This window comes from Paraburkholderia sp. IMGN_8 (genome assembly GCF_038050405.1).
GTDB lineage: Bacteria > Pseudomonadota > Gammaproteobacteria > Burkholderiales > Burkholderiaceae > Paraburkholderia.
In genome coordinates, this window is record NZ_CP150901.1 from 3,592,621 (window position 1) to 3,612,457 (window position 19,837).

At 60.8% G+C, this 19,837-nt stretch carries 16 protein-coding genes and 1 pseudogene; 12 read left to right on the forward strand and 5 right to left on the reverse strand.

Going from position 1 to position 19,837, the window contains the following annotated elements; translation table 11 throughout:
* Positions 1–15: 15 nt before the first annotated feature.
* Positions 16–936, forward strand: coding sequence for a LysR family transcriptional regulator (locus WN982_RS37290; protein WP_341316975.1), 921 nt, complete (start codon positions 16–18; stop codon positions 934–936).
* A gap of 3 nt (positions 937–939) precedes the next feature.
* On the opposite strand, the gene WN982_RS37295 is transcribed toward WN982_RS37290, so the two are convergent.
* Positions 940–1,845, reverse strand: a complete 906-nt coding sequence (locus tag WN982_RS37295) for a LysR family transcriptional regulator (protein ID WP_341319552.1) — start codon at positions 1,843–1,845, stop codon at positions 940–942.
* A 201-nt stretch (positions 1,846–2,046) separates the two neighbouring features.
* Between WN982_RS37295 and WN982_RS37300 the strand changes: the two genes are divergently transcribed.
* Genes WN982_RS37300 through WN982_RS37320 form a run of 5 tightly spaced genes read left to right on the forward strand, consistent with a single transcriptional unit; the run spans position 2,047 to position 7,169 of the window.
* Positions 2,047–2,793 carry an SDR family oxidoreductase gene (locus WN982_RS37300; RefSeq protein WP_341316976.1) on the forward strand — a complete coding sequence of 249 codons (747 nt, stop codon included), beginning with the start codon at positions 2,047–2,049 and terminating at the stop codon, positions 2,791–2,793.
* Positions 2,794–2,826: 33 nt separating this feature from the next.
* A complete protein-coding gene (locus WN982_RS37305) occupies positions 2,827–3,510 on the forward strand; it encodes a (2Fe-2S)-binding protein (protein WP_341316977.1) in 684 nt (227 codons plus the stop codon).
* A complete protein-coding gene (locus WN982_RS37310) occupies positions 3,503–4,498 on the forward strand; it encodes a xanthine dehydrogenase family protein subunit M (RefSeq protein WP_341316978.1) in 996 nt (331 codons plus the stop codon). The genes WN982_RS37305 and WN982_RS37310 overlap by 8 nt, the downstream gene beginning before the upstream one ends.
* Positions 4,495–6,732 carry a xanthine dehydrogenase family protein molybdopterin-binding subunit gene (locus WN982_RS37315; RefSeq protein WP_341316979.1) on the forward strand — a complete coding sequence of 746 codons (2,238 nt, stop codon included), beginning with the start codon at positions 4,495–4,497 and terminating at the stop codon, positions 6,730–6,732. The genes WN982_RS37310 and WN982_RS37315 overlap by 4 nt, the downstream gene beginning before the upstream one ends.
* 53 nt (positions 6,733–6,785) lie before the next feature.
* Positions 6,786–7,169 (forward strand): hypothetical protein, encoded by a 384-nt coding sequence (locus tag WN982_RS37320; protein ID WP_341319553.1) that lies wholly within the window; start codon positions 6,786–6,788, stop codon positions 7,167–7,169.
* Positions 7,170–7,558: 389 nt separating this feature from the next.
* Here the strand turns inward: WN982_RS37320 and WN982_RS37325 are convergent, their stop codons facing one another.
* Both WN982_RS37325 and WN982_RS37330 read right to left on the reverse strand, forming a co-directional pair.
* Positions 7,559–8,719, reverse strand: a complete 1,161-nt coding sequence (locus tag WN982_RS37325; RefSeq protein ID WP_341316980.1) for a mandelate racemase/muconate lactonizing enzyme family protein — start codon at positions 8,717–8,719, stop codon at positions 7,559–7,561.
* A gap of 37 nt (positions 8,720–8,756) precedes the next feature.
* A complete protein-coding gene (locus tag WN982_RS37330; protein WP_341316981.1) occupies positions 8,757–10,121 on the reverse strand; it encodes an MFS transporter in 1,365 nt (454 codons plus the stop codon).
* 362 nt (positions 10,122–10,483) lie between these two features.
* Between WN982_RS37330 and WN982_RS37335 the strand changes: the two genes are divergently transcribed.
* A complete protein-coding gene (locus WN982_RS37335; protein ID WP_341316982.1) occupies positions 10,484–11,476 on the forward strand; it encodes a LacI family DNA-binding transcriptional regulator in 993 nt (330 codons plus the stop codon).
* Between the two features lie 531 nt (positions 11,477–12,007).
* Here WN982_RS37335 and WN982_RS37340 read toward each other — a convergent pair.
* Positions 12,008–13,978 carry an alkaline phosphatase family protein gene (locus WN982_RS37340; protein WP_341316983.1) on the reverse strand — a complete coding sequence of 657 codons (1,971 nt, stop codon included), beginning with the start codon at positions 13,976–13,978 and terminating at the stop codon, positions 12,008–12,010.
* A gap of 840 nt (positions 13,979–14,818) precedes the next feature.
* On the opposite strand from WN982_RS37340, the gene WN982_RS37345 reads away from it, so the two are divergent.
* On the forward strand, positions 14,819–15,223 hold the full coding sequence (locus tag WN982_RS37345; protein WP_341316984.1) for a hypothetical protein: 405 nt from the start codon (positions 14,819–14,821) through the stop codon (positions 15,221–15,223).
* Between the two features lie 273 nt (positions 15,224–15,496).
* On the opposite strand, the gene WN982_RS37350 is transcribed toward WN982_RS37345, so the two are convergent.
* On the reverse strand, positions 15,497–16,663 hold the full coding sequence (locus WN982_RS37350; RefSeq protein WP_341316985.1) for a DUF4382 domain-containing protein: 1,167 nt from the start codon (positions 16,661–16,663) through the stop codon (positions 15,497–15,499).
* A 285-nt stretch (positions 16,664–16,948) separates the two neighbouring features.
* Here WN982_RS37350 and WN982_RS37355 point away from each other — a divergent pair, with 285 nt between their 5' ends.
* From WN982_RS37355 to WN982_RS37370, 4 genes and pseudogenes are all read left to right on the forward strand, one after another.
* Positions 16,949–17,197 (forward strand): hypothetical protein, encoded by a 249-nt coding sequence (locus tag WN982_RS37355; protein WP_341316986.1) that lies wholly within the window; start codon positions 16,949–16,951, stop codon positions 17,195–17,197.
* Between the two features lie 301 nt (positions 17,198–17,498).
* Positions 17,499–17,870, forward strand: coding sequence for an RcnB family protein (locus tag WN982_RS37360; RefSeq protein ID WP_341316987.1), 372 nt, complete (start codon positions 17,499–17,501; stop codon positions 17,868–17,870).
* Between the two features lie 45 nt (positions 17,871–17,915).
* Positions 17,916–18,071, forward strand: a pseudogene (locus tag WN982_RS37365) (nitrate reductase); the annotation flags it as partial.
* Positions 18,072–18,303: 232 nt separating this feature from the next.
* On the forward strand, positions 18,304–19,647 hold the full coding sequence (locus WN982_RS37370; RefSeq protein ID WP_341316988.1) for a TAXI family TRAP transporter solute-binding subunit: 1,344 nt from the start codon (positions 18,304–18,306) through the stop codon (positions 19,645–19,647).
* The last annotated feature ends 190 nt before the right edge of the window (positions 19,648–19,837 follow it).

Sequence of the window (19,837 nt, forward strand, 5' to 3'; positions counted from 1 at the left end):
ATATCTGGAGCACCAATGGACAAGCTGCAGGCCATGAAGACTTTCGTGCGCGTCGTCGAGGCAGGAAGCTTTTCGGCGGTGGCCCACGAGTCCGACACGACACAGAGTGCGGTGAGCAAACAGGTCGCGGCGCTGGAGCGCGAGCTTGGCGCGAAGTTACTGACACGCACCACGCGGTCGCTCGCGCTGACGGAAGAAGGCGAGCGCTATTTCGACCAGGTACGGCGCCTGGTTGCGGAGATTGCGGAGGCCGAGGGCGCCTTGCGACGTGGCGAGCAGCAATTGACAGGGTGGCTGCGGATCGCGGCGTCGGTGGGGTTCGGGCGCCTCAAGCTCATGCCGATGATTCAGTCATTTCTGGCCGCGCATCGCGGCGTGAAGATCGACCTGCGTCTTCACGACGGCTTCATTGACCTGGTGGAACAGGGGATCGACGTAGCGGTGCGGATTGGCGATTTGCCGGATAGCAGCCTGATCGCGAGACGCGTGGGGACGACCTACCGGATGCTCGTGGCCCATCGCAGCTACCTGCGTTCACTGCCGAAAGGGACAAAAGCGCCCGCCATTCCCGAAGACCTGTTGCAGCACAACTGCATCGTCTACACGGAGCTGCCCATGCGCAATGACTGGCGTTTTACGGCCGGGCCGGGAGCGTCTGAACCCACGGGAACGACACGCGTCGTGCGCGTCGAAGGCAACCTGCAAACCAACAGCAGCGAGGTGATGAGAGCGTCGGTCCTCGCTGGAATGGGCATCGGCTATTCGCCGATGTGGCTTTTCGACCAGGAACTCGCGAGCGGCGAGGTGCAGCAGCTCTTGCCGGATTGGGCGCCGCCCGCCATCCCCATCCAGGTGGTGAGCCCTCGTGAGCGCCGGCATTCGGCCAAGGTCAAGGCCTTCGTCGAACACGTCGGCAAGGAGATGGCCCGTTGCTGAAATCTAGCGCAATTCGGCACTCGCCCATTCACGCACAGCCTGCGAAAACAATCTGAGCGCTGCCGGCGGGTGCCGGTTAGCAGGATAGTAAAGGCACAGGCTCGATAAGGAAGGGCTCCAGTCAGGAAGCAGGTGGATCAGCCTGCCCGATGCCAGATGTTCTGTAACGTGATAGTCCGGGACCCAGGCAATGCCGATGCCGGCCAGTGCCGCATCGACCATCAGGTTCGTGTTTCCAAGCGTCATCGGCCCGGCGACATCGATGCTGGCGCTGCTGCCACGATATTCAAGCTCCCAGCGGTAGAGGGCGCCACTGACGAACCGGAAGCGGATGCATCGGTGCTGTGCAAGATCCTGAGGCGTTTTGGGCGGCTCGTGGCGAGAGAGATACGCTGGCGATGCAACTGCGGCGAACCTTAGCTCGGGTCCGAACTTGACAGCGATCATGTCGCGCGGCACGTCTTCAAGGAGACGTATGCCGGCGTCGAAACCCTCCGCCACGATATCCACGAGCCGGGTATCCACGACAATTTCAACGTGAATGTCCGGGTAAGCGGCCAAAAAATCCGGGAGAACATGCAGGACCAGCGGCCTGGCCCCAGCCTCGGCCGCGCTGATCCGTATCGACCCTGACGGACGGTTGCCTGCCGACGCCACCTCGTTGATCCCATCCTCCAAATCCGCGAGAGCGGGACCTACACGCCGCAGAAGATGCTCGCCCGCCTCGGTCAGCGCCACCGACCGGGTAGTTCGGTTAAACAGCCGCACATTGAGACTTTCTTCGAGATTTCGCACCGCGTGGCTCAGCGCCGGCGGAGAAACGCCAAGCTTTCGCGCGGCCGCGCGGAAGCTTCGGTGCTCAGCAATAGTGATGAATGCAGTCAGTTCCGAAAGACCGGCGCGCAGCATAGATGAATTTTCCTTAATACCCCATGAAATTTTACCTGCATTGTTCAGCATGGAGCAACAAACTAACATCGAAGACAGTCCACGCCGACCGCCAATTCTGCGGGCGCTGTCGGTGTCTTCGGCATGTATGAATTGCGTTAGCCGACGGGCCTTCCGCTCGACGGCCGACTGGCGCCTGCAGGTTTAAAGCGGAGAAGGTGTATGGGATCGAATATTGAAGGCAAAGTCATCGTGATTACGGGCGCGAGCAGCGGGCTGGGCGAGGCGACCGCCCGGCATCTGAGCGCGCAGGGCGCGAAGGTCGTGCTAGGCGCACGGCGCGCCGAGCGCATTCAGTCGCGCGCCGAAGATATCGTCCGCAATGGCGGCAAGGCAATCGCCGTCGCAACCGACGTCACCCGCCATGAAGACGTTAAAGCACTCGTCGACGCAGCAGTGCAGGCCTTCGGACGCATTGACGTCATGATCAACAATGCCGGACTCATGCCGCACTCCCCGCTTGAGCGTCTGAAAATCGACGACTGGAACCAGACGATCGACGTGAATATCAAGGGCGTGCTGTACGGCATCGCTGCTGCTTTGCCGTACATGAAGCAGCAGAAGAGCGGCCAGATCATTAATGTCTCGTCCGTCGCCGGCCGTACAGTCCGGCCCGGCAGCGCCGTCTATGCGGCTACCAAGAGCGCCGTCCTGATGTTGTCCGAAGGGCTGCGACAGGAAGTAAAACCCTATGACATTCGCACGACGGTGATCTCGCCTGGCGCGGTGGCAACGGAACTCCCGAACAGTGTCACCGAGCCTGATGTTGCTGGCTTCATCAACAAATTCTATGAGCAGTACGCGATCCCTGCCGAATCGTTCGCGCGCGCAGTCGTCTTCGCGATCAGTCAACCGCCGGAAGTCGACGTGAACGAAATCCTGTTCCGGCCTACGCGCCAGGAAGGGTAAGTACTGTGAAGTTGTGAAAGCCAGGAGTCGAGCATGTCAGAGCGTATTCCGGATACAGACAAAGCCCCCCTGCCCGAGCGAGCGAACGAGACGACACACCAGCCGTCGCGGCGCAACTTCCTGAAGATCGGCGTCGTCAGTGCAACGGCGACGTCATGGCTGCCCCCTGCCGGAGCGGCCACGCGCAACGAGCCTTCCAAGCCCGTTGACGATGCGGGGAAGCCCTCCGCAGGCGAGCACCGCATCCAGCTCAACGTGAACGGTCAGACGCATACGCTAAATGTGCCGGCCAACGCGATCCTTCTGGATGTGGTGCGCGACCGCCTGCACCTGACGGGCACCAAGAAGGGATGTGATCACGGCCAATGCGGCGCCTGCACGGTGCACGTCAACGGCCACGCGGTCAATTCGTGCCTGTCGGTGGCGGTCCAGCACGAGGGCGACCGCATCACGACGATCGAGGGTCTCGAGCGCAGCGGCGAACTGCACCCGGTTCAGCAGGCGTTCTGGGAGCACGACGCGTATCAGTGCGGCTTTTGCACGTCCGGGCAGATGATGAGCGCAGTGGCAATACTTCGCGATCCGAACATTCCCGCCGACGATGCCAGCGTACGCGAAGCGATGAGCGGCAACATCTGCCGCTGTGCGGCCTACAAGAACATTCTGGCAGCGATCCAGTCTGCCCGCGCCAAGATGAAGGAGTTGCCTGATGCGTAACTTCGACTATGCACGTGCAGACTCCGCCGCGCAGGCCGTCAGCCGGCATGCCCACGGCGGTCAAACTTCATATCTAGCCGGCGGCACGACGCTACTGGATCTGGTCAAGCTGGACGTAGTGCGTCCGGACCGACTGGTCGATATCAACCGGCTGCCGCTCAAGCAGATCGAACCCCTGCCCGATGGCCGTTTGCGAATCGGCGCGCTGGTGACGAACACGGACCTCGCGCGGCATCCGCTGGTGCGCGAGCGCTATCCGGTGCTGTCGCAGGCGATCCTGGCCGGCGCGTCGACCCAGTTGCGCAATAAGGCCACGACGGCCGGCAACGTCATGCAACGCGTACGCTGCAACTACTTCCGTGACGGCCTATCGCCATGCAACAAGCGCGAGCCAGGCTCGGGGTGCGCGGCGATCGGCGGACACAACCGCAGCGTACATGCGGTGCTCGGCACAAGCGATCACTGCATCGCGACGCATCCATCGGACATGTGCGTGGCGATGACGGCAATCGGCGCCCGGATCACCATGCAAGGACCGCAGGGATCGCGCGAGATCGACTTCGCCGGCTTTCATCTGCTGCCGGGCGATACGCCCTGGAAGGAACACGCGCTGCAACCGCACGAGTTGATCACCCACGTCACGCTGGATGGGCCGCTTGCCGGAAGCAAGTCCGGTTATCTCAAGCTGCGCGATCGCGCGTCGTACCAGTTCGCGCTGGCATCGAGCGCGGTCATCGTCGTACTGGAGGGACGGCGTATCCGCGAGGCGCGTATCGCGATGGGCGGTGTCGGTACCAAGCCGTGGCGCGCCCGCGAGGCCGAGGCGTCGCTCGCGGGACAGGTTGCATCGATGGATGCTTACGCACGTGCAGCGAGCATCGCGTTCCGGGATGCTCGTCCGTACGCGCACAACGCGTACAAGGTGCCGCTCGGTCAGCAGGCCATCGTTCGCAATCTGCGCGACCTCACTGCCCAGGATATCTCATGAGCGCCCCGATCATCGGCACTCCGCACAAACGTATCGATGGCCGCCTCAAGGTGAGCGGCAAAGCGCTTTACGCTGCTGATCATCCGGTCGGCGGCATGCTGTACGCGTATGGCATCTACAGCACGATCGCCTGCGGCAAAATCCAGGCGATCCACGACGACGAGGCCCGGCGCATGCCGGGCGTCGTGAACGTCCTGCATCACGGCAATATCCTGAAGCTGCATCGGACGCCCGACGCGCCGCTGAATTTCGCCGAAATCCTTTCGTCCGGGAAAGTGGACGAACACCGGCTGCCTTTCGAGGACGACCAGGTCTATTATCCGGGTCAGTTCGTGGCACTGGTCGTTGCGGATACGTTTGAGCATGCGCGCGCAGCGGCGTATCGCGTGAAAGTGGACTACGTTGTGGCCGACGCGGTGAAGAGTCTTGCGCAGGCGCTCGATGCGCACGGCTCGCGTAGAGGTCCGCGCGGGCATTCTCGCGGCAATTCGGAGGCTGGCTTCAATGCGGGCGCGCATCGTCTGGAGCAGACCTATACGACGCCGGTCGAAACGCACAATCCGATGGAGATGCACGCGACGACCGCTTACTGGCAAGCGGGGCGGCTGATCGTCTACGAATCGAGTCAGGGCGTGCTCAATCATCGCAATGTGCTTGCCAATGTGTTCGACCTGACCGCGGATCAGGTGGAGGTGCACGCACCGTTCGTTGGCTCCGGTTTCGGCAGCAAACTCTGGCCGTGGCCGCACTCAGTCGCGGCCTGTGCGGCGGCCCGGATGACCGGCCGGCCAGTGCAACTCGTCGTGCCGCGCGCGCAGATGTTTACGACGGTCGGCCACCGGCCCGAAACGATCCAGCACGTGAAGCTCGCGACCGACACCGCCGGCAGACTGGTCGCGATCAGCCATGAGTCGTACAACAGCACCTCGACCGTCGACGACTACACCGAGGCATGCGGCGGCATGACCAGGAGTCTGTACTCGTGTCCAAACGTGCTGGTCACGCATAACCACAGCGCCGTCAACCGCGGCACGCCCACCTCGATGCGTGCGCCCGGAGCGGCGCCTGGCCTGTTTGCGCTGGAATCGGCCATCGATGAAGTGGCGCTCGCCATTGGCATGGACCCGCTGGCCTTCCGTCAACTCAATCTGTCTACGCTCGACGAAAGCAGCGGGCTGCCGTGGTCGAGTAATCATCTGCCGGAGGCGATGACGCGCGCGGCCGAGCGCTTCGGCTGGCATCGACGCAATCCGGCTGTCGGTTCGATGCGCGAGGGCGACGAGATCATCGGCTACGGGATGGCTGCGTGCAATTGGGAAGCCTACCGCGTGCCTACGGAGGCGCGTGTGACGTTGCGTGCCGACGGCACGGCGCTCGCACAGTGCGGTTTGCAGGACATCGGGACAGGGACGTATACGATCGTCGCGCAGACCGTTAGCGAGCTGACCGGCCTGCCGCTGGAAAAGGTCGAGGTCGAACTGGGCAGTTCGTCGTTTCCGGCCGGACCCGTGTCGGGCGGATCGTGGGCGACGGCCAGCGCGATGTCGGCGATCGCCGGGGCGACGCGTGAAGCGCTCAAGCACTTGAAGCAATACGCCGTTGCAGAGTCAGGCCCGTTTTCGGGCGTCAAACCGGACTCGCTTGTCGTGGGGCACGGCGCGCTTTCGGAAGGTAACAAGCAGGTTTCATTCGCCGACATCCTGGCGAGCCAGCGTCTCGCCCGCGCGGAAGGCTGGTATCACAGCGAGGCGGCCGACATGTCCCGCTATTCGTTCAGATCGTTCGGCGTGCACTTTGTCGAGGCTCGATGGGATCCCGGCATTTCCCGGCTGCGCGTGGCACGGGTGGTCAGCGCAATCGACGTCGGCAAGGTGGTCAATCCGTTGGCGGCCCGCAATCAGGTGGAAGGCGGCATTGTGATGGGCATCGGGATGGCGTTGTTCGAGGCGGCCGAATACGATTCGCGCAACGGACTGCCTGCGAACAACAACTACGCGGAGTACATCGTCCCAGTGCACGCGGACCAGCCGGAGATCGATGTGATCTTGCTCGACTATCCCGACTACCATCTGAGCGAATTCGGTGCACGTGGTATCGGCGAGATCGGTGTGACCGGCCTGGCGGCTGCGGTCGCGAACGCTGTTTATCATGCAACCGGCAAACGGATACGCAATCTTCCAGTCACGCTGGACAAGCTGATGGACGACGTGCCGGCGACATTCGGGGCGGATTGACCGCTATATTATGTAAGCTCATCCTCGCTTCCATAACCACCGGGTTCACGCCAATGCCCTCCTCCATCAGGAACTCGCTCGTCTGGATTTTCGAAGCATTCGAGCGCGATTCAACCTACATGCGCAAGAGGATGTTCGGCAGCGATGCCGCATACATCGATGGCCTGCTGTGTCTGGTTGTCGCCGATCGCGACGAGCCGTGGAATGGCTTGCTCGTGTGCACATCGCAAGAACGCCACGCTGCGCTCATTGACGAAATGCCCGCTTTGCAGCCGCATCCTGTGTTGGGCAAATGGCTTTATGTACCGCAAGACGATCCGGCGTTTGAATCCACCGCCGAAAAAATGACGAAGCTCGTACTCGCGCGCGACTGGCGCGTGGGCGTCGAGCCCAAGCCACGCAACCCAAGACGTAAGGCAAAGTTGGATCTTTTCTAGCACCTGCAAGCACATCTCCACTCGCTGATCGACTATCGAAGCTGGCAGCGTACGCGCGAAAGCGTTGCCGGCGCGGCGAACCTTTGATGGAGCGAGCCTGCACCGACAAGAACACCCAATCAATCGCCATGGCGCCCGAGGGATCGAAAGACCATAACACCGGACCCCAGCGCGATTAACGCCAATGCGATGGCAAATGCGATTGTCCGCAGGCTTCCTATACTCCACCATCTTTGACGCGCGTTCATGGTCGTCTCCTAAGGGAAATGCCGTGACGCGCCTCCTTGCAGCGCTCCCGCTAGTACAGTCTCACCGCTACGCTGGCGGTGTGAATGTTCCGCACGTGCGACAAGTCGCCGACGTTGGGCGGGGACATTGGTGTGAACAACTTAAGCGCGAGTTCCGACTTCCACTTCCTGTGCGGTCCAGCCGGCAACGCGATCGCTAAGCGTCAAACCGAGCCCCGGGCGAGTCGGCACCATCATCCGGCCATTGCGGGTCTCGAGCCGCTCATTGAACAACGGCTCGAGCCACTCGAAGTGTTCGACCCACGGCTCGCGCGAATAGCAGGCTGCAAGGTGCACGTGAAGCTCCATCGCAAAGTGAGGCGCCAGCATCAGTCCCGCGTGGTCGGCTAGCGTCGCCACCTTCAGGAACGGGGTGATACCGCCGACGCGAGGCGCGTCCGGCATCAGATAATCAGCCGAGCGCTGGCGGATGAACTCCCAATGCTCTGAAACGCTAGTCAGCATCTCGCCCGTCGCAATCGGCGTGTCGAACTGCGCGGCGAGCGCCGCGTGGCCCTCGGCGTCGTAGCAGTCGAGTGGCTCTTCGATCCAGATCAGGTTGAACTGCTCGAACGTGCGGCACATGCGCTGCGCTGTGGGCCGGTCCCATTGCTGATTCGCATCGACCATCAGCGGGAAGATGTCGCCCAGATGCTTGCGGACGGTTTGCACGCGATGAATGTCCAGCGCACAGTCGGGCTGGCCCACCTTCAGCTTGATACCGCCGATGCCCTTCTCACGCGACGCATCCGTATTCGCCAGCAACTCCTCGAGCGGCGTGTGGAGAAAGCCACCCGACGTGTTGTAGCAACGCACGGAATCGCGGTGTGCGCCGAGCAGTTTGGCGAGCGACAGGTTTGCTCGCTTTGCTTTCAGATCCCATAGCGCAACATCGAATGCGCCGATCGCCTGTGCGGCCATGCCGCTGCGTCCAACCGAGGCGCCCGCCCACGCAAGCTTGTCCCACAGCCGGGCGATGTCGCTCGGGTCTTCGCCGAGCAATACGGGCGCAATCTCTTTTGCGTGGGCAAACTGACCCGGCCCACCGGCGCGCTTCGAATAACTGAAACCGAGACCGCGATGACCGTCGGCCGTTTCGATCTCGACGAACAGGATGACAATTTCCGTCATCGGCTTCTGGCGACCCGTCAGGACTTTGGCATCGCTGATGGGGTTAGCCAACGGGAGAATGGTCGATGCAATACGAATCCATTTGATCTGGTCATTTGACGCGCCAGAAGCGAGGGAGCTGGTAGCGATCATGAACGTTATCCTTTGCGAGAGAGCTTGATTCACGGCGTCAGTTGCCGTGGCGTGGGTTCAAGGCGGTAACAGGCGCGCCCTTGGGCGAAGTCCCGTCGGACTCCCCCTCCTCCAGGCGTTTGAGCTTGCCGACAATGAACAGATACGAGAAAGCGCCGAGCAGCGAGAGCGCCGCGACATAGGTGAGTGCGACCTCGAACGAACCAGTGCTCTTGATCATCCAGCCGATGGCCAGCGGCGTAACGATGCTCGCGAGGTTGCCGCAGAGATTGAAGATGCCGCCGCTGATGCCCATCGCGTGTTTCGGCGAGACGTCGCCGACGATGCACCATCCGAGATTGCCGACGCCCTTCGCGAAGAAAGCAAGCGACATCACGAGGATCACGGTCGTGGTCGAGTGGATGTAGTTCGCCGCGACGATCGTGCTTGACAACACGAGGCCGGTGATGATCGGCGTCTTTCGTGCTGCCGTAAGACTGAATCCACGCTTGAGCATCCAGTCGGACCACAGCCCCCCGATCAGGCCTCCGAGGCACCCAGCCACCGCGGGTATCGCTGCAGCGACGCCGACCTTGAGAATCGACATACCCTTGGCTTCGATGAGGTACGTGGGAAACCACGTCAGGAAGAACCAGGTAATCGACGTGAGACAGAACTGACCGATGTAAACCCCGATCATCATGCGGTTAGCCGCAATCGACTTGATCTCGCGCCATTTGAACGGTCGCGGGGTGTCGCCCATGGTTGGAAGTCCGCCACCAGCTGCGATGTATTCCAACTCGGCCGCGTTGACGCGGTGGTCGCGCTGCGGCTCCCGCACAGACTTCAACCACCACAGTCCGATCAGCACGCCTAGCGCGCCCGTCGTGAAGAACACGTAATGCCAGCCCCACCTGCTGACCGTATAGGTCATGACCGGAGTAAAGACAGCCAGCGCGAAATACTGCGCCAACTGGAAGATGGACGTTGCGAGGCCGCGCTCCGCGCTTGGAAACCACATCACCGTGAGCCGGCTGTTACACGGAAAGGCCGGCGACTCAGCCGCGCCCATCAGGAAACGCAATGCGAACAGCGCAACGAACGCGGACGCGAACAGATGCACGTAGCCCTGCACAAAAGTCAGCGCCGACCAGACGATCAGGCTCAGACCAAGCACGACCCGCGCACCGAATCGGTCCAGGATCAGGCCGCCAGGAATCTGCATGCCCGTGTACGCCCACCCGAACGCGGAAAACGCAATGCCCATGGTGAACGCATCGAAGCCCAACTCGTGGCGCATGCTGGGCGCCGCGATCGATAGCGTTGCCCGGTCCACGTAATTGAACACCGTGACGATGAAAATCATCGCAAGGATGAACCATCGGACGTTGGTGCGTCTTGCGGTGTTCGGTTCCGTTGCCACTTCTGTCTCCTGGGGTTGTTGAGCTGTTCCGTGCGGTCGCGGACGACTCCTGCCGGCTCTGATTCCGAGCAATGGACTCGATCCTACTATGATTGCGCAATCATTCAAGTTAATAATGATTGCGCAATCATCGTGGTTTACACTTAGACAGTTGGGACCGGCGCTCACCCGCGGTTGGTCGTGGATAGGGCGTTCATGGTCTAATTCCGGCGGGCTGCGGATGGTCCGCGAGCTTGCAAAGGATTTGAGCTAACCCGTGCGGCATACGGCGCCGCACGACGCGAGTGGATCGCCAACAGGGCAAGTCGATGACAAAGAGGATTGAGCGGGAGCCGGCAGTGCCAGCGAGCCCCGGCGAAAGCGTGACACTGATCGACGTGGCTCGTGTGGCAGGCGTCGCGCCGATGACCGTGTCCCGTGCACTCCATCGACCGGAACTCGTGCGCAGCGATACACAGAAAAAGGTGCTCGATGCGGTTCGCGCGACGGGATACGTGCCCAACATGCTCGCTGGAGGACTTGCCAGCAACAGGAGCAAGCTGGTCGCCATCTTGCTCCCGACGATCGCCAACTCGATCTTTGCGGACACCGTCCAGTCACTGATGGACGGCCTGACATCTTCGGGCTACCAGACGTTGCTGGGTCTTACCGCGTATTCGACGGCACGCGAAGAGGCGCTTGTCGAAGCGATCCTTGGCCGGCGGCCAGATGGCATCGTGCTCGCCGGCACCCGTCATACCGATGCGACGGTCGACCGGCTATCGAAAGCAAAGATTCCCGTCGTCGAGATCTGGGACCTAACCGACACGCCGATAGACATGGTGATCGGGTTCTCGCACGAGCAGGTCGGTACAGAGGTGGCCCGGCACCTGTTCGACAAAGGCTACCGGAAATTCGGCATCGTCTCCGTAGACGACCCACGCGGCCTGCGCCGCTGCGAAAGCATCAAAAGCGAGCTGGCAAGGCTTGGCGTTGCTGAGCCAGCTTTCGAGGTGCTCCCTGCCCCCGCGACATTGCAGGCCGGCCGGGAAGGTCTCGGCCGGATCCTGGCCTCCTCGACGCCGGAAATCATTGTGTGCAGTTCGGACACGTTAGCTCAAGGCGTGCTCGCTGAAGCGGCAAGCCGTCGGTTAAGTGTGCCGCATGAACTTGCAGTCATGGGCTTCGGCGATCTGAGTACGGCGGCACATGTCTATCCCGCGTTGTCCACGGTTCGCATCGACGGCATAACCATTGGTGCGAAGGCGGCAGAGGCCTTGCTCGCGCGCTTCGCTGCCGATCCGCGCTCCGAAATAGTGCGAACCCAGGTGAAGATCGACACCGGTTTTACCATCATCGATCGGCAAAGCACTTGAGCGGCGTTAGGCGCTGGCGTCTCCTCTGTGTGCGGTCTATCGGTGAACGCGTCCGCATTAGCACGTTCAGCGGTCGCCAAGAATTTTCGACCCAATGACAGACAATCGTCGACGCTCACATTCGCCGGCCGAGCGATGCTCGAAGGCTTAACTGTAACAAGTGGGCGGCATTTGCGTTGCGATGCGTGACGGGTTGAACTCAGGGCTTCGTTCGCAAGTTGCCTGGCCGTGGCACAAGCAATCGTGTCCGATAAATGGTCCCGACTGAAGACTTGCCCCGCCTGCCAATGGGCGTTCTACGATCACACGCAATGGCAGCAAGCGCTGCTGCGGCATGACGAAAGGCGGTCCGGGCGACCGCGCACGCAGCACGATAGCGAAAGTGGCGGCATGCCGCGCGCTCGAGGCGGCACGCATGCATAGACACAAACACGAAACACCGGAAGTAAAAAACCGCGCGCCAGGCCGGCCGCGCGGTGCAATCCTTCAGAGCGGCAGAGCCGGTCCGGCCCTGCCCTCCACGCCACACCGTTACGGCGTGCGCGGAAACTCGAACGCGTCGAACAGATCGCCGATGGCTGGCGCATTGACCGGCACATACGGATGCGTCTGCAACTGGATCGGGTTCGGCAGATTGTCGCGGCTTCTTTCCGTGATCGGCTTCAGATGCCAGTTGCGTTCGATGAACTTCACGATCGACGCGTGATCCGCGTACTGGTGCGCAACACGGCCACCGCGCGAGTATGGCGACACGACGATCATCGGAATGCGCGGGCCGTCGCCGAAGTAATCGAGCGGCTGGATGTAGCCTGAGTCGTAGTAGCCGCCGCCTTCGTCGGTCGTGACCAGGATCGCCGTCGAAGCCCACAGGCTCGGGTCGCGCTGCACTTTGTCGACCAGCTTGTGCACGAACGATTCAAAGAGTCCGAACTTCGACGACTCCGGGTGCCCGTCGAGCAGACCGCCCGGCTTCACGAACGAAACCGCAGGCAGCGTGCCATTCGCAATGTCCGCGTACAGATCGGTCGTGTCCTGCAGGTGCGCCTTGACGAGCGCGGGGTTCGTCATGATCGCGGTTTCATACAGGAACGGGTTGCAGATATTGCAGTAGACACTCGTGGCCGGCGTAGTCACAAACGTATTCCAGCCTTCGCCGTAGTACTTCCACGAGATGTTCTTCTCGATTAGCGTATCGCCGATCGTCCGCACCGGCGACGGCGGGATCGTGAACGTACTTGTATTGACCGTGCCGTCCCCGTTGTAGCCGGGGTTGTAGTTGTTCAGCAGGTAATACGTGTTCGGCGCGCACTTCGCGTCCGGCTTGTACGGCAGGCGGTCCAGGTAGTGGCGCAGCGTGCCGGCGCCGGGCTGATGACTGTCCGAGCAGTTGCTATACGTGCCGCCCGAATAGCCGTCCTGCGTGTACCAGTTGTTGGTGTTTGCCTGCGGCAGCGGATTCTCGATCTGATCGGCCGGCGGCTTCGCGGCATTGCCGTTGCCGTCCGTGTAGTAGAGCGCATCGGCGGTGCCGATCATGATGCTGTTCGCGCCCGTGCCGCCCATCACCGGCTGGTGATAGTTGTCGCTGATCGTGAATTCGCGCGCGAGATGCGTGAAGTACGGCATGTCGCCGGTATTCACGTTGTAATAGCCGAGCGCGGTCGCTCCTTCGCCGGTCGTCTCGTCGTTGAAGTTCGCGGGCCGCGGCTTGCCGTTCGAACCGGCGCCCACCGACGTCTCAACCCACGCGAACAGATCCATCTGACAACCGCTCGGATTATCGAGCGTGGCGTGATCGAGGCTGCAATCGGCCTGTTGCCAATTCTGGTAGAAGCGGTGCACCGGGCTGTTGATGTACTGGTCATAATCGGGACCGACGCGCGAGATCTGATACGGTCCGTTCGGCAGGTTATACGTGTTCGAGCCGAAGCGCGTATCGACGCTATGCGTCGGCAAACCGCTCGCACCGGTGGTCAGGTGCACGACGTCCCAAGGCTCCATCATTGCGCCCTCGGCGGCCTGCGCCGCGGCGAGCGTGGCGAACGGCGGCGGACTGGTATCGCTCGGCGCGCTTGCCGTATTGCCGGTATTGGGTGCCGGCAGCACCGTATAAGGCTGCTTGCCGCCAGGCGCCATATCGAAGCGCTTCGGGTCCGTGGCACTGGCCGTGTATTGCGCGGCCAGCGCGAAGTTCGGGCCCGGTTTGCCGTCGGCCGTGATGATGCCCTTCGACAGCAGGTTCGCCACCGTCTGCCCCCGGCGCGGCGTGTAAGCACCGAATACGTGATCGAAGGTGCGGTTCTCGCCGACCACCACGATGACATGCTTGATCGGCGACGCGGTGTTCACTGCCGCAGCCGCTACCGCAGCCTGCTGCTGGCTTTCCGCGACAGCCGGCCAGATAGCCGCGGCAAGCGCGACGGAAACGGCGCCGCAAAGCAAGGCACCTCTAAATGTTGGTGTACTAATTACATTGGCAATTTTTTTCACGAACGCCTCCATGACGTTACTCGGACGAGCAAGCAGTAATGTGGCGTGTGGCAACGACGGACAGATCCCTGCGTGGAGACGCTGCCTCTCTTACAAAGCGTTACGACGGGAAGAAATTATAGGGTGGCAATGACGATATAGGGACAAAAAAAAGTCAATGGCGTGCGATTCTGCTAACGAATTACTTTCACTCGATTCACATTGCATAATTCGCCCGTGCCGCTGGACTGAACGACGATAATGCGCGCGCAGCAAAGCCCGCGAGCGCATCATTGTTCATTGCCGTTATCTCGTCCCTTCAACAAGAATCGACACCATGCTTTCACATGTCTTTATGGCATTACAGATTCCGACCGCGCATTCGCCTTTTATTCTCCACTACCAATAAGTCAGTAACTTAGCGGACAGATTGGGGAGGCATTTGTCGTCGTCGCTTCATTCAGGAAGAGAGACGGCAGAGCCCTGGCTCACTACGCGTTTGCCCGCGCACGGTATCGAACGTCTGCAATCGCCGACGAACCGCTGTATGGCAGCGTCCGACGAAAGGCCGTTGTCAGAGCGTAGAGCAGACGTTCGAAAAACCAGCTTTGACACCTGTAATTGGCCTAACCGACCGTTCGCGTATTGACGATGGCCGCCCTCCGCCGCGTTTGCTTCCGTACTTTGCGAACGGACACCAGCCACATCTGGTTCGGAGCCAATCTGCCTGGTTTGTCGCAATCGGCCGAGGAATCGAGGCCTGATCCGTGGCTATGAGACCACGAAACTTACAGTTAATTACAAGTGTTCGCGGTTACCAGCGCGCGCCGTTCGTACAATCGAAGCATTCAGGTGGACTTTGAGAAGGCGAAAATGAAAACAGTGCAATGGATTGCCGCCAGCCTCGTGGCACTTGCGTCCGTGTCAGCCCTTGCGGCAGCGGGTGGCAATGGAGGCGGAAACGGTGGAAGCGGTGGAGCGGGAAGCAGCGGGGGTGCCGGACACGGTGGTCTGGGCGGCAACGCGGGCGGCATGTCCGCCGGCCACATGAGCAGCAAGGGAGTCAGCAATACCAACGGCTTTAATTCAGCCGACCACGATGTCGGCCTTGCCCGCGCGGCGGATCGATCGGACACGCAGGCGGACCGCGCTGACGCGCAAACGAGCCGTCACAGTCTTCACGCCGCTCACACAGATCACGCGCATTCACACTCGCATGCGCGGGTGAGCGCGAAGCCTCACCACAGCCAGCACATCGCCATCAGTCATTCGACTTGATGAAACACAGAGGGCGCCCGCAGGCGCCCTCTGTGTTTCATCTTTCTTCTCGTCAGCAATTCCCCTTTTTCGCCTGTCCCGGCGGACAGAAACCGTTGCCCGGACCACCCTGGGGCCCGCCTTGCGGCACGACAAGCATGCCCGGCGAATCAGGCACATACAGCGCACAGCCACTCAACAGGGCGGCACCTGCAGTCAGAAGACAGAAGATTTTTTTCATGGGGTTCCCCGAGGAAGGGCTTGCGCCCTTCCTTCTTCATCGCGTAGTGATCCTTAGAAACCGAAGTTGACGTTGGCCTGATCGGTTACCGATACGTTGACTGCGGACGACTGGGTCGCACCGCTCACGCTATCGGCTTCTGCGGTGTACTGTCCAGCGGCACTTGCGACCGCGGTTAGCGCGACCGGCAGGCTCCCCGAATAAGTGCCGATCAGTGGCGCGGCGGCTGGCAGGTTCATCGCGTAGGCACCGCTATCCAGATTGGCGTTCGCGCTGGTGATTTCGTAGCTGAGGCCGCTAACCGATTGCAGTGCCCGCACGATGGCTTGCGCGCTGACCGGCAGAACTGTCCCGCTTGCGACGTGCATGACGGATGCCGGCAGCACGATCGGTGCCGACGACGTGGCCACGACCGTCGATGTATTCACAACGACCGGCACGGAGCGCACGATACCCGTTGCAACGTTATTCTGCACGATGACGACATCATAGTTGCCGTTGGTCGAACTCTGTTCGAGCGGCGTCAGCACGAACTGTCCGTTGCTGTCGGCAGCGGTGCCCTTGATGACGTGGCCGTTCTGCTCCGCATAGACAGCGGCCCCCGCTTCGGCCGGCGCAACGTAGCCGGAGATCGTGCCGCTCACGACCGTTGGCGTCGCGGTCACGACCGGCTTCAGACTGTACGAGCCGTTACCTTTCTGGACGATCGATTTGCACGCGTTGAAGTCGAGTACGAGATCGACCAGCGTGTTGGGTTGAACCGTGAACGGCCGGATGATCTTGTAGCCGCTTTGCGTGGCGCTTGGCGTGTCGAGCGGCTGCTCGCTGCCGCCGGTCGGAACAATCGAATTCGCCAGCGTATTGCCCTGATTCTGCGCGAGCACCAAACGAACCTGCTGATACTGGCCGGTGGGCAATGCGGTTTGTCCAAGGTCGGCCAGGACGCCGTTGGTCAGCGACAGCAGATCGATCTTCTGCGGGCTCGACAATGCCACGTCAGTCCAGCCGCCGTCAGTGTCACCGGCCTGCGCGTTCGTGTTGACGCGAACCTTGCTGACCGTCACATATACATGGTCGAAACCGCATGACGGGGAGTCTGTCATCTGAACATGGAGCGTGCCGGTGGCGGTGCTGCCGCCATCGCCACCTCCGCCGCCACATCCGGCAAGCGCGAGAGGAAACGCCAGCACGCACGTCAGCGTTTTGAGTATCGTTTTCATGGGGAATCCTCCTTCATTGTTGTGTGCTGAAGGATACGGAAAGGCCCTGTAAGTAAATCGAGCAAATTGCAACGACCAGTAACCGAAATTTTTAACATTTTCTGTCATGCCGGGAGAAACTCTGGCCGCCTGTTTGCATGTGATGCAGTGTGAATTTCTGGGATGAGAGGCTCCCGGCTTTAGCGAGGCGACTAATAATCAACACAATTGTTAATCTGCGGAATTTGGACTAGGGTTGTAGTTGCTCTTCGTTACACAACAAGAACGAACGTTGCGAGGGAAAGCATGGCCACGTTATTCGACGTCGAAATTGCACATCTTGCGCGGGTGATGGGCGCATCAATGATCGGGGACCTCGCGGGTCCGATTCTGCCGGGCGCCTACTGGCGGGGGCGGCTTCATCAACTGCTCGATGCACAGCACCTGACCAATGCGCAATTGCGCTCGCTGGACAGCCTGCTGCTGCAACTGGATGAACTCGAAGCCCAAGTCTCGAATGGTATCGCCCCCCGGGCGACAGTCAGCACGGGCTAATGGGCCTGATTCTGAATGGAGAAGTGCGAAGATTTACAAAGGCATTTTTGTCGACGCATGGTTCCAAATGCCGAATCGCAGCTAGGCGCATAGAACTTGTGATCGTCCGCTGCTGGACTCACGGGGAGCCAGAAGCCAATGGAGGTATCGCATCGTACTCGCCGGCAAAGCGCACGAGGACGCCATAAAGATTTTACGCACGACTGGCTGCGACCATCAACATACGGACCTGGCCGGATTTAACCCGGTTGTCCGTTTCATTGCTTCCCCCCCATGCTGCGAATCTGACAGGAGATAAGTCATGAAGAAATCCCGCGTACTTCTCGCGTCGCTGATGGTCACGGGTATGCTGGCATCGTCGCTCGCTATCGCGCAACCGCCGCACGACAACCCTGGTAAAGGCAATCACGGTCAAGGATCAAAGGGGCACGGCCCGAAACAGGTTCCGCCTGGACACGACCCCGAGGGTCCGGGCAACTCGGCGAACGCGCCCGGACACTGGCGCAAGGGTGATCGTCTGCCTCCCGAATACCGCGATCGACAATATGTGATCGATGACTGGCGCGCCTACCGGCTTGCTCCGCCTCCGCGCGGCTATTCCTGGGTCGGCGTCGGCGGCGACTATCTGATGGTGCAGGTCTCTTCTGGGCTAATTCTGCGAGTTGGGCCGTAGTCCAGAATATCTGACAGTTGCGTCGGTGCTGGTCATGGCGCAACGCTGGTGCGCGCCGTGGTGGCCTGCTTCCGGTACGGCGCGCAGACCGCAGCGGCTTCGGGCGCGATGGTCGCGCTGCTGATCCGCAGCGAGAGCTTGATGGCGTTCCACAAAGGCACGCACTTCCTCGGCCACTCGGGGCTGGAGGTGATCTGCTACGCGGCCATGGCGTTCTCTGCGTTTGTCGAGGCAATGACCATGCTCGCGCGCCGGGCGAAATCGAAGCGAGCGGCCGGCCATTCGGGATGAGGCACGTTTCCTTCCCTGATCCCCAGGAAAGACAACGCGCACAGCACCCGACAACCAAAATCGCTTCTTCCCGTGGAGCAAACATGCCGACGGCGCAGAATATCAGGCTCAACCAGAGAGCACAGAGGGGAAGGACAGCACAATGCCCAAGCACAACCCAGCGCTTCAGCGTAGCCAGAAAACCCCCATGACACCGGGACGCCGGCGGCTGCTCATCATTGGCGCGATAGTGTTGCTGGCGGCAATAGGCTGGGCGACGGCGACCGTACTCAAGCCCGCCATCCAGCGCACGATCGTCATCACGACCGGCGCGGACAAGGGCATCTATCGCGGCTTTGCCGATCGCTACGCCCCCGTCCTCAAGCGCGATGGCATCACACTTGATATCCGCAGTTCGTCCGGTTCGATCGAAAATTATCAGCGGCTGGCGAATCCGGACAGCGAATATGAAGTGGGCTTTATCCAGTCAGGCACCACCAGTCCAAAGGAAACCGACCACCTGCAAACCATCGCTGCCGTTTCATATGAACCGATCTGGGTGTTTTATCGCGGCGGCGCGACCGTCAACCGGTTGGCACAACTGCGCGGCAAGAGGATTGCGATAGGCGTTCCCGGTAGCGGCCTGCTTAACGTCGCCCAGGTGCTGCTCGACTATAGCGGCGTCACCAGCGACAACACCACGCTGCTGCAAATGGATGCGGTCAAGGCTTATCAAGGCCTCGAAAACGGCCAACTGGATGCAGCTTTCTTTATCGGCAGACCCGATGCTGCGATGCAGACAACGCTGCTGAACAGCGATCTAAAGCTGATGAGCTTTGCCCAAGCCGATGCCCTGGTGCAAAAATTCCCCTCTCTGTCCAAGATTATTTTTCCGCGCGCCTCGACCAGCATCGTCAACGATCTTCCGCAGGCCGATGTCACCCTGCTGGCCGCCACGGCTCTGCTCGTGACCAAAGACACCATGCACCCCGCCCTGGTCTACCTGCTGCTGGACGCGGCAAAAACCGTCCATGGCGGCGAAGATTACTTCACGCCGCTCGGCACGTTTCCGAACCTGAACACCGAGGAATTTCCCCTCTCCGACGAAAGCACGCGGTACTTCAAATCCGGCCGTCCCTTCCTGCAGCGCTACCTGCCATTCTGGCTGGCCAGCTTTATCGAAAGACGCCTGCTGATCCTGCTTCCCTTCATGGCCTTACTGTTAGGTTTGCTACAGGCATTGCCGCGCATGGCGGAGGCGCGGATAAAAAGCCGGCTCGTGATCTGGTATCGCGAACTCAAGTCGCTGGAAGACGAAATATGGAGCAACAGGCAACCAACTCCGGACCAGATTGCACAGTGGCGCGATGAAATCGAGAACATTGATGCACATGCCAGCCAGATACGGATTCCTCAGCGTTATCTTCAGGAGGTTTACGCACTGAAACAGGCGATTAGCGTCGTGCGGGAGCGGATTCTCCAAGCGGCTGGTAAGGTGAAGGAATAGCTCGGGCGGCGATGAAAATGTCCGGCGCCCGCTCGACCACAACCCGTGGTTCGCATCTCGCGAAAGCGGATGTCCGTTAGCCGGAGGGAGGCAAAACGATATCTTGTAGATCCCATCCAACGAGATCAAGATTGTGATGACCGAGGATTCTCACGCTTCGGTTCAGGATTCAGGCGTTTGACCGGTTCGA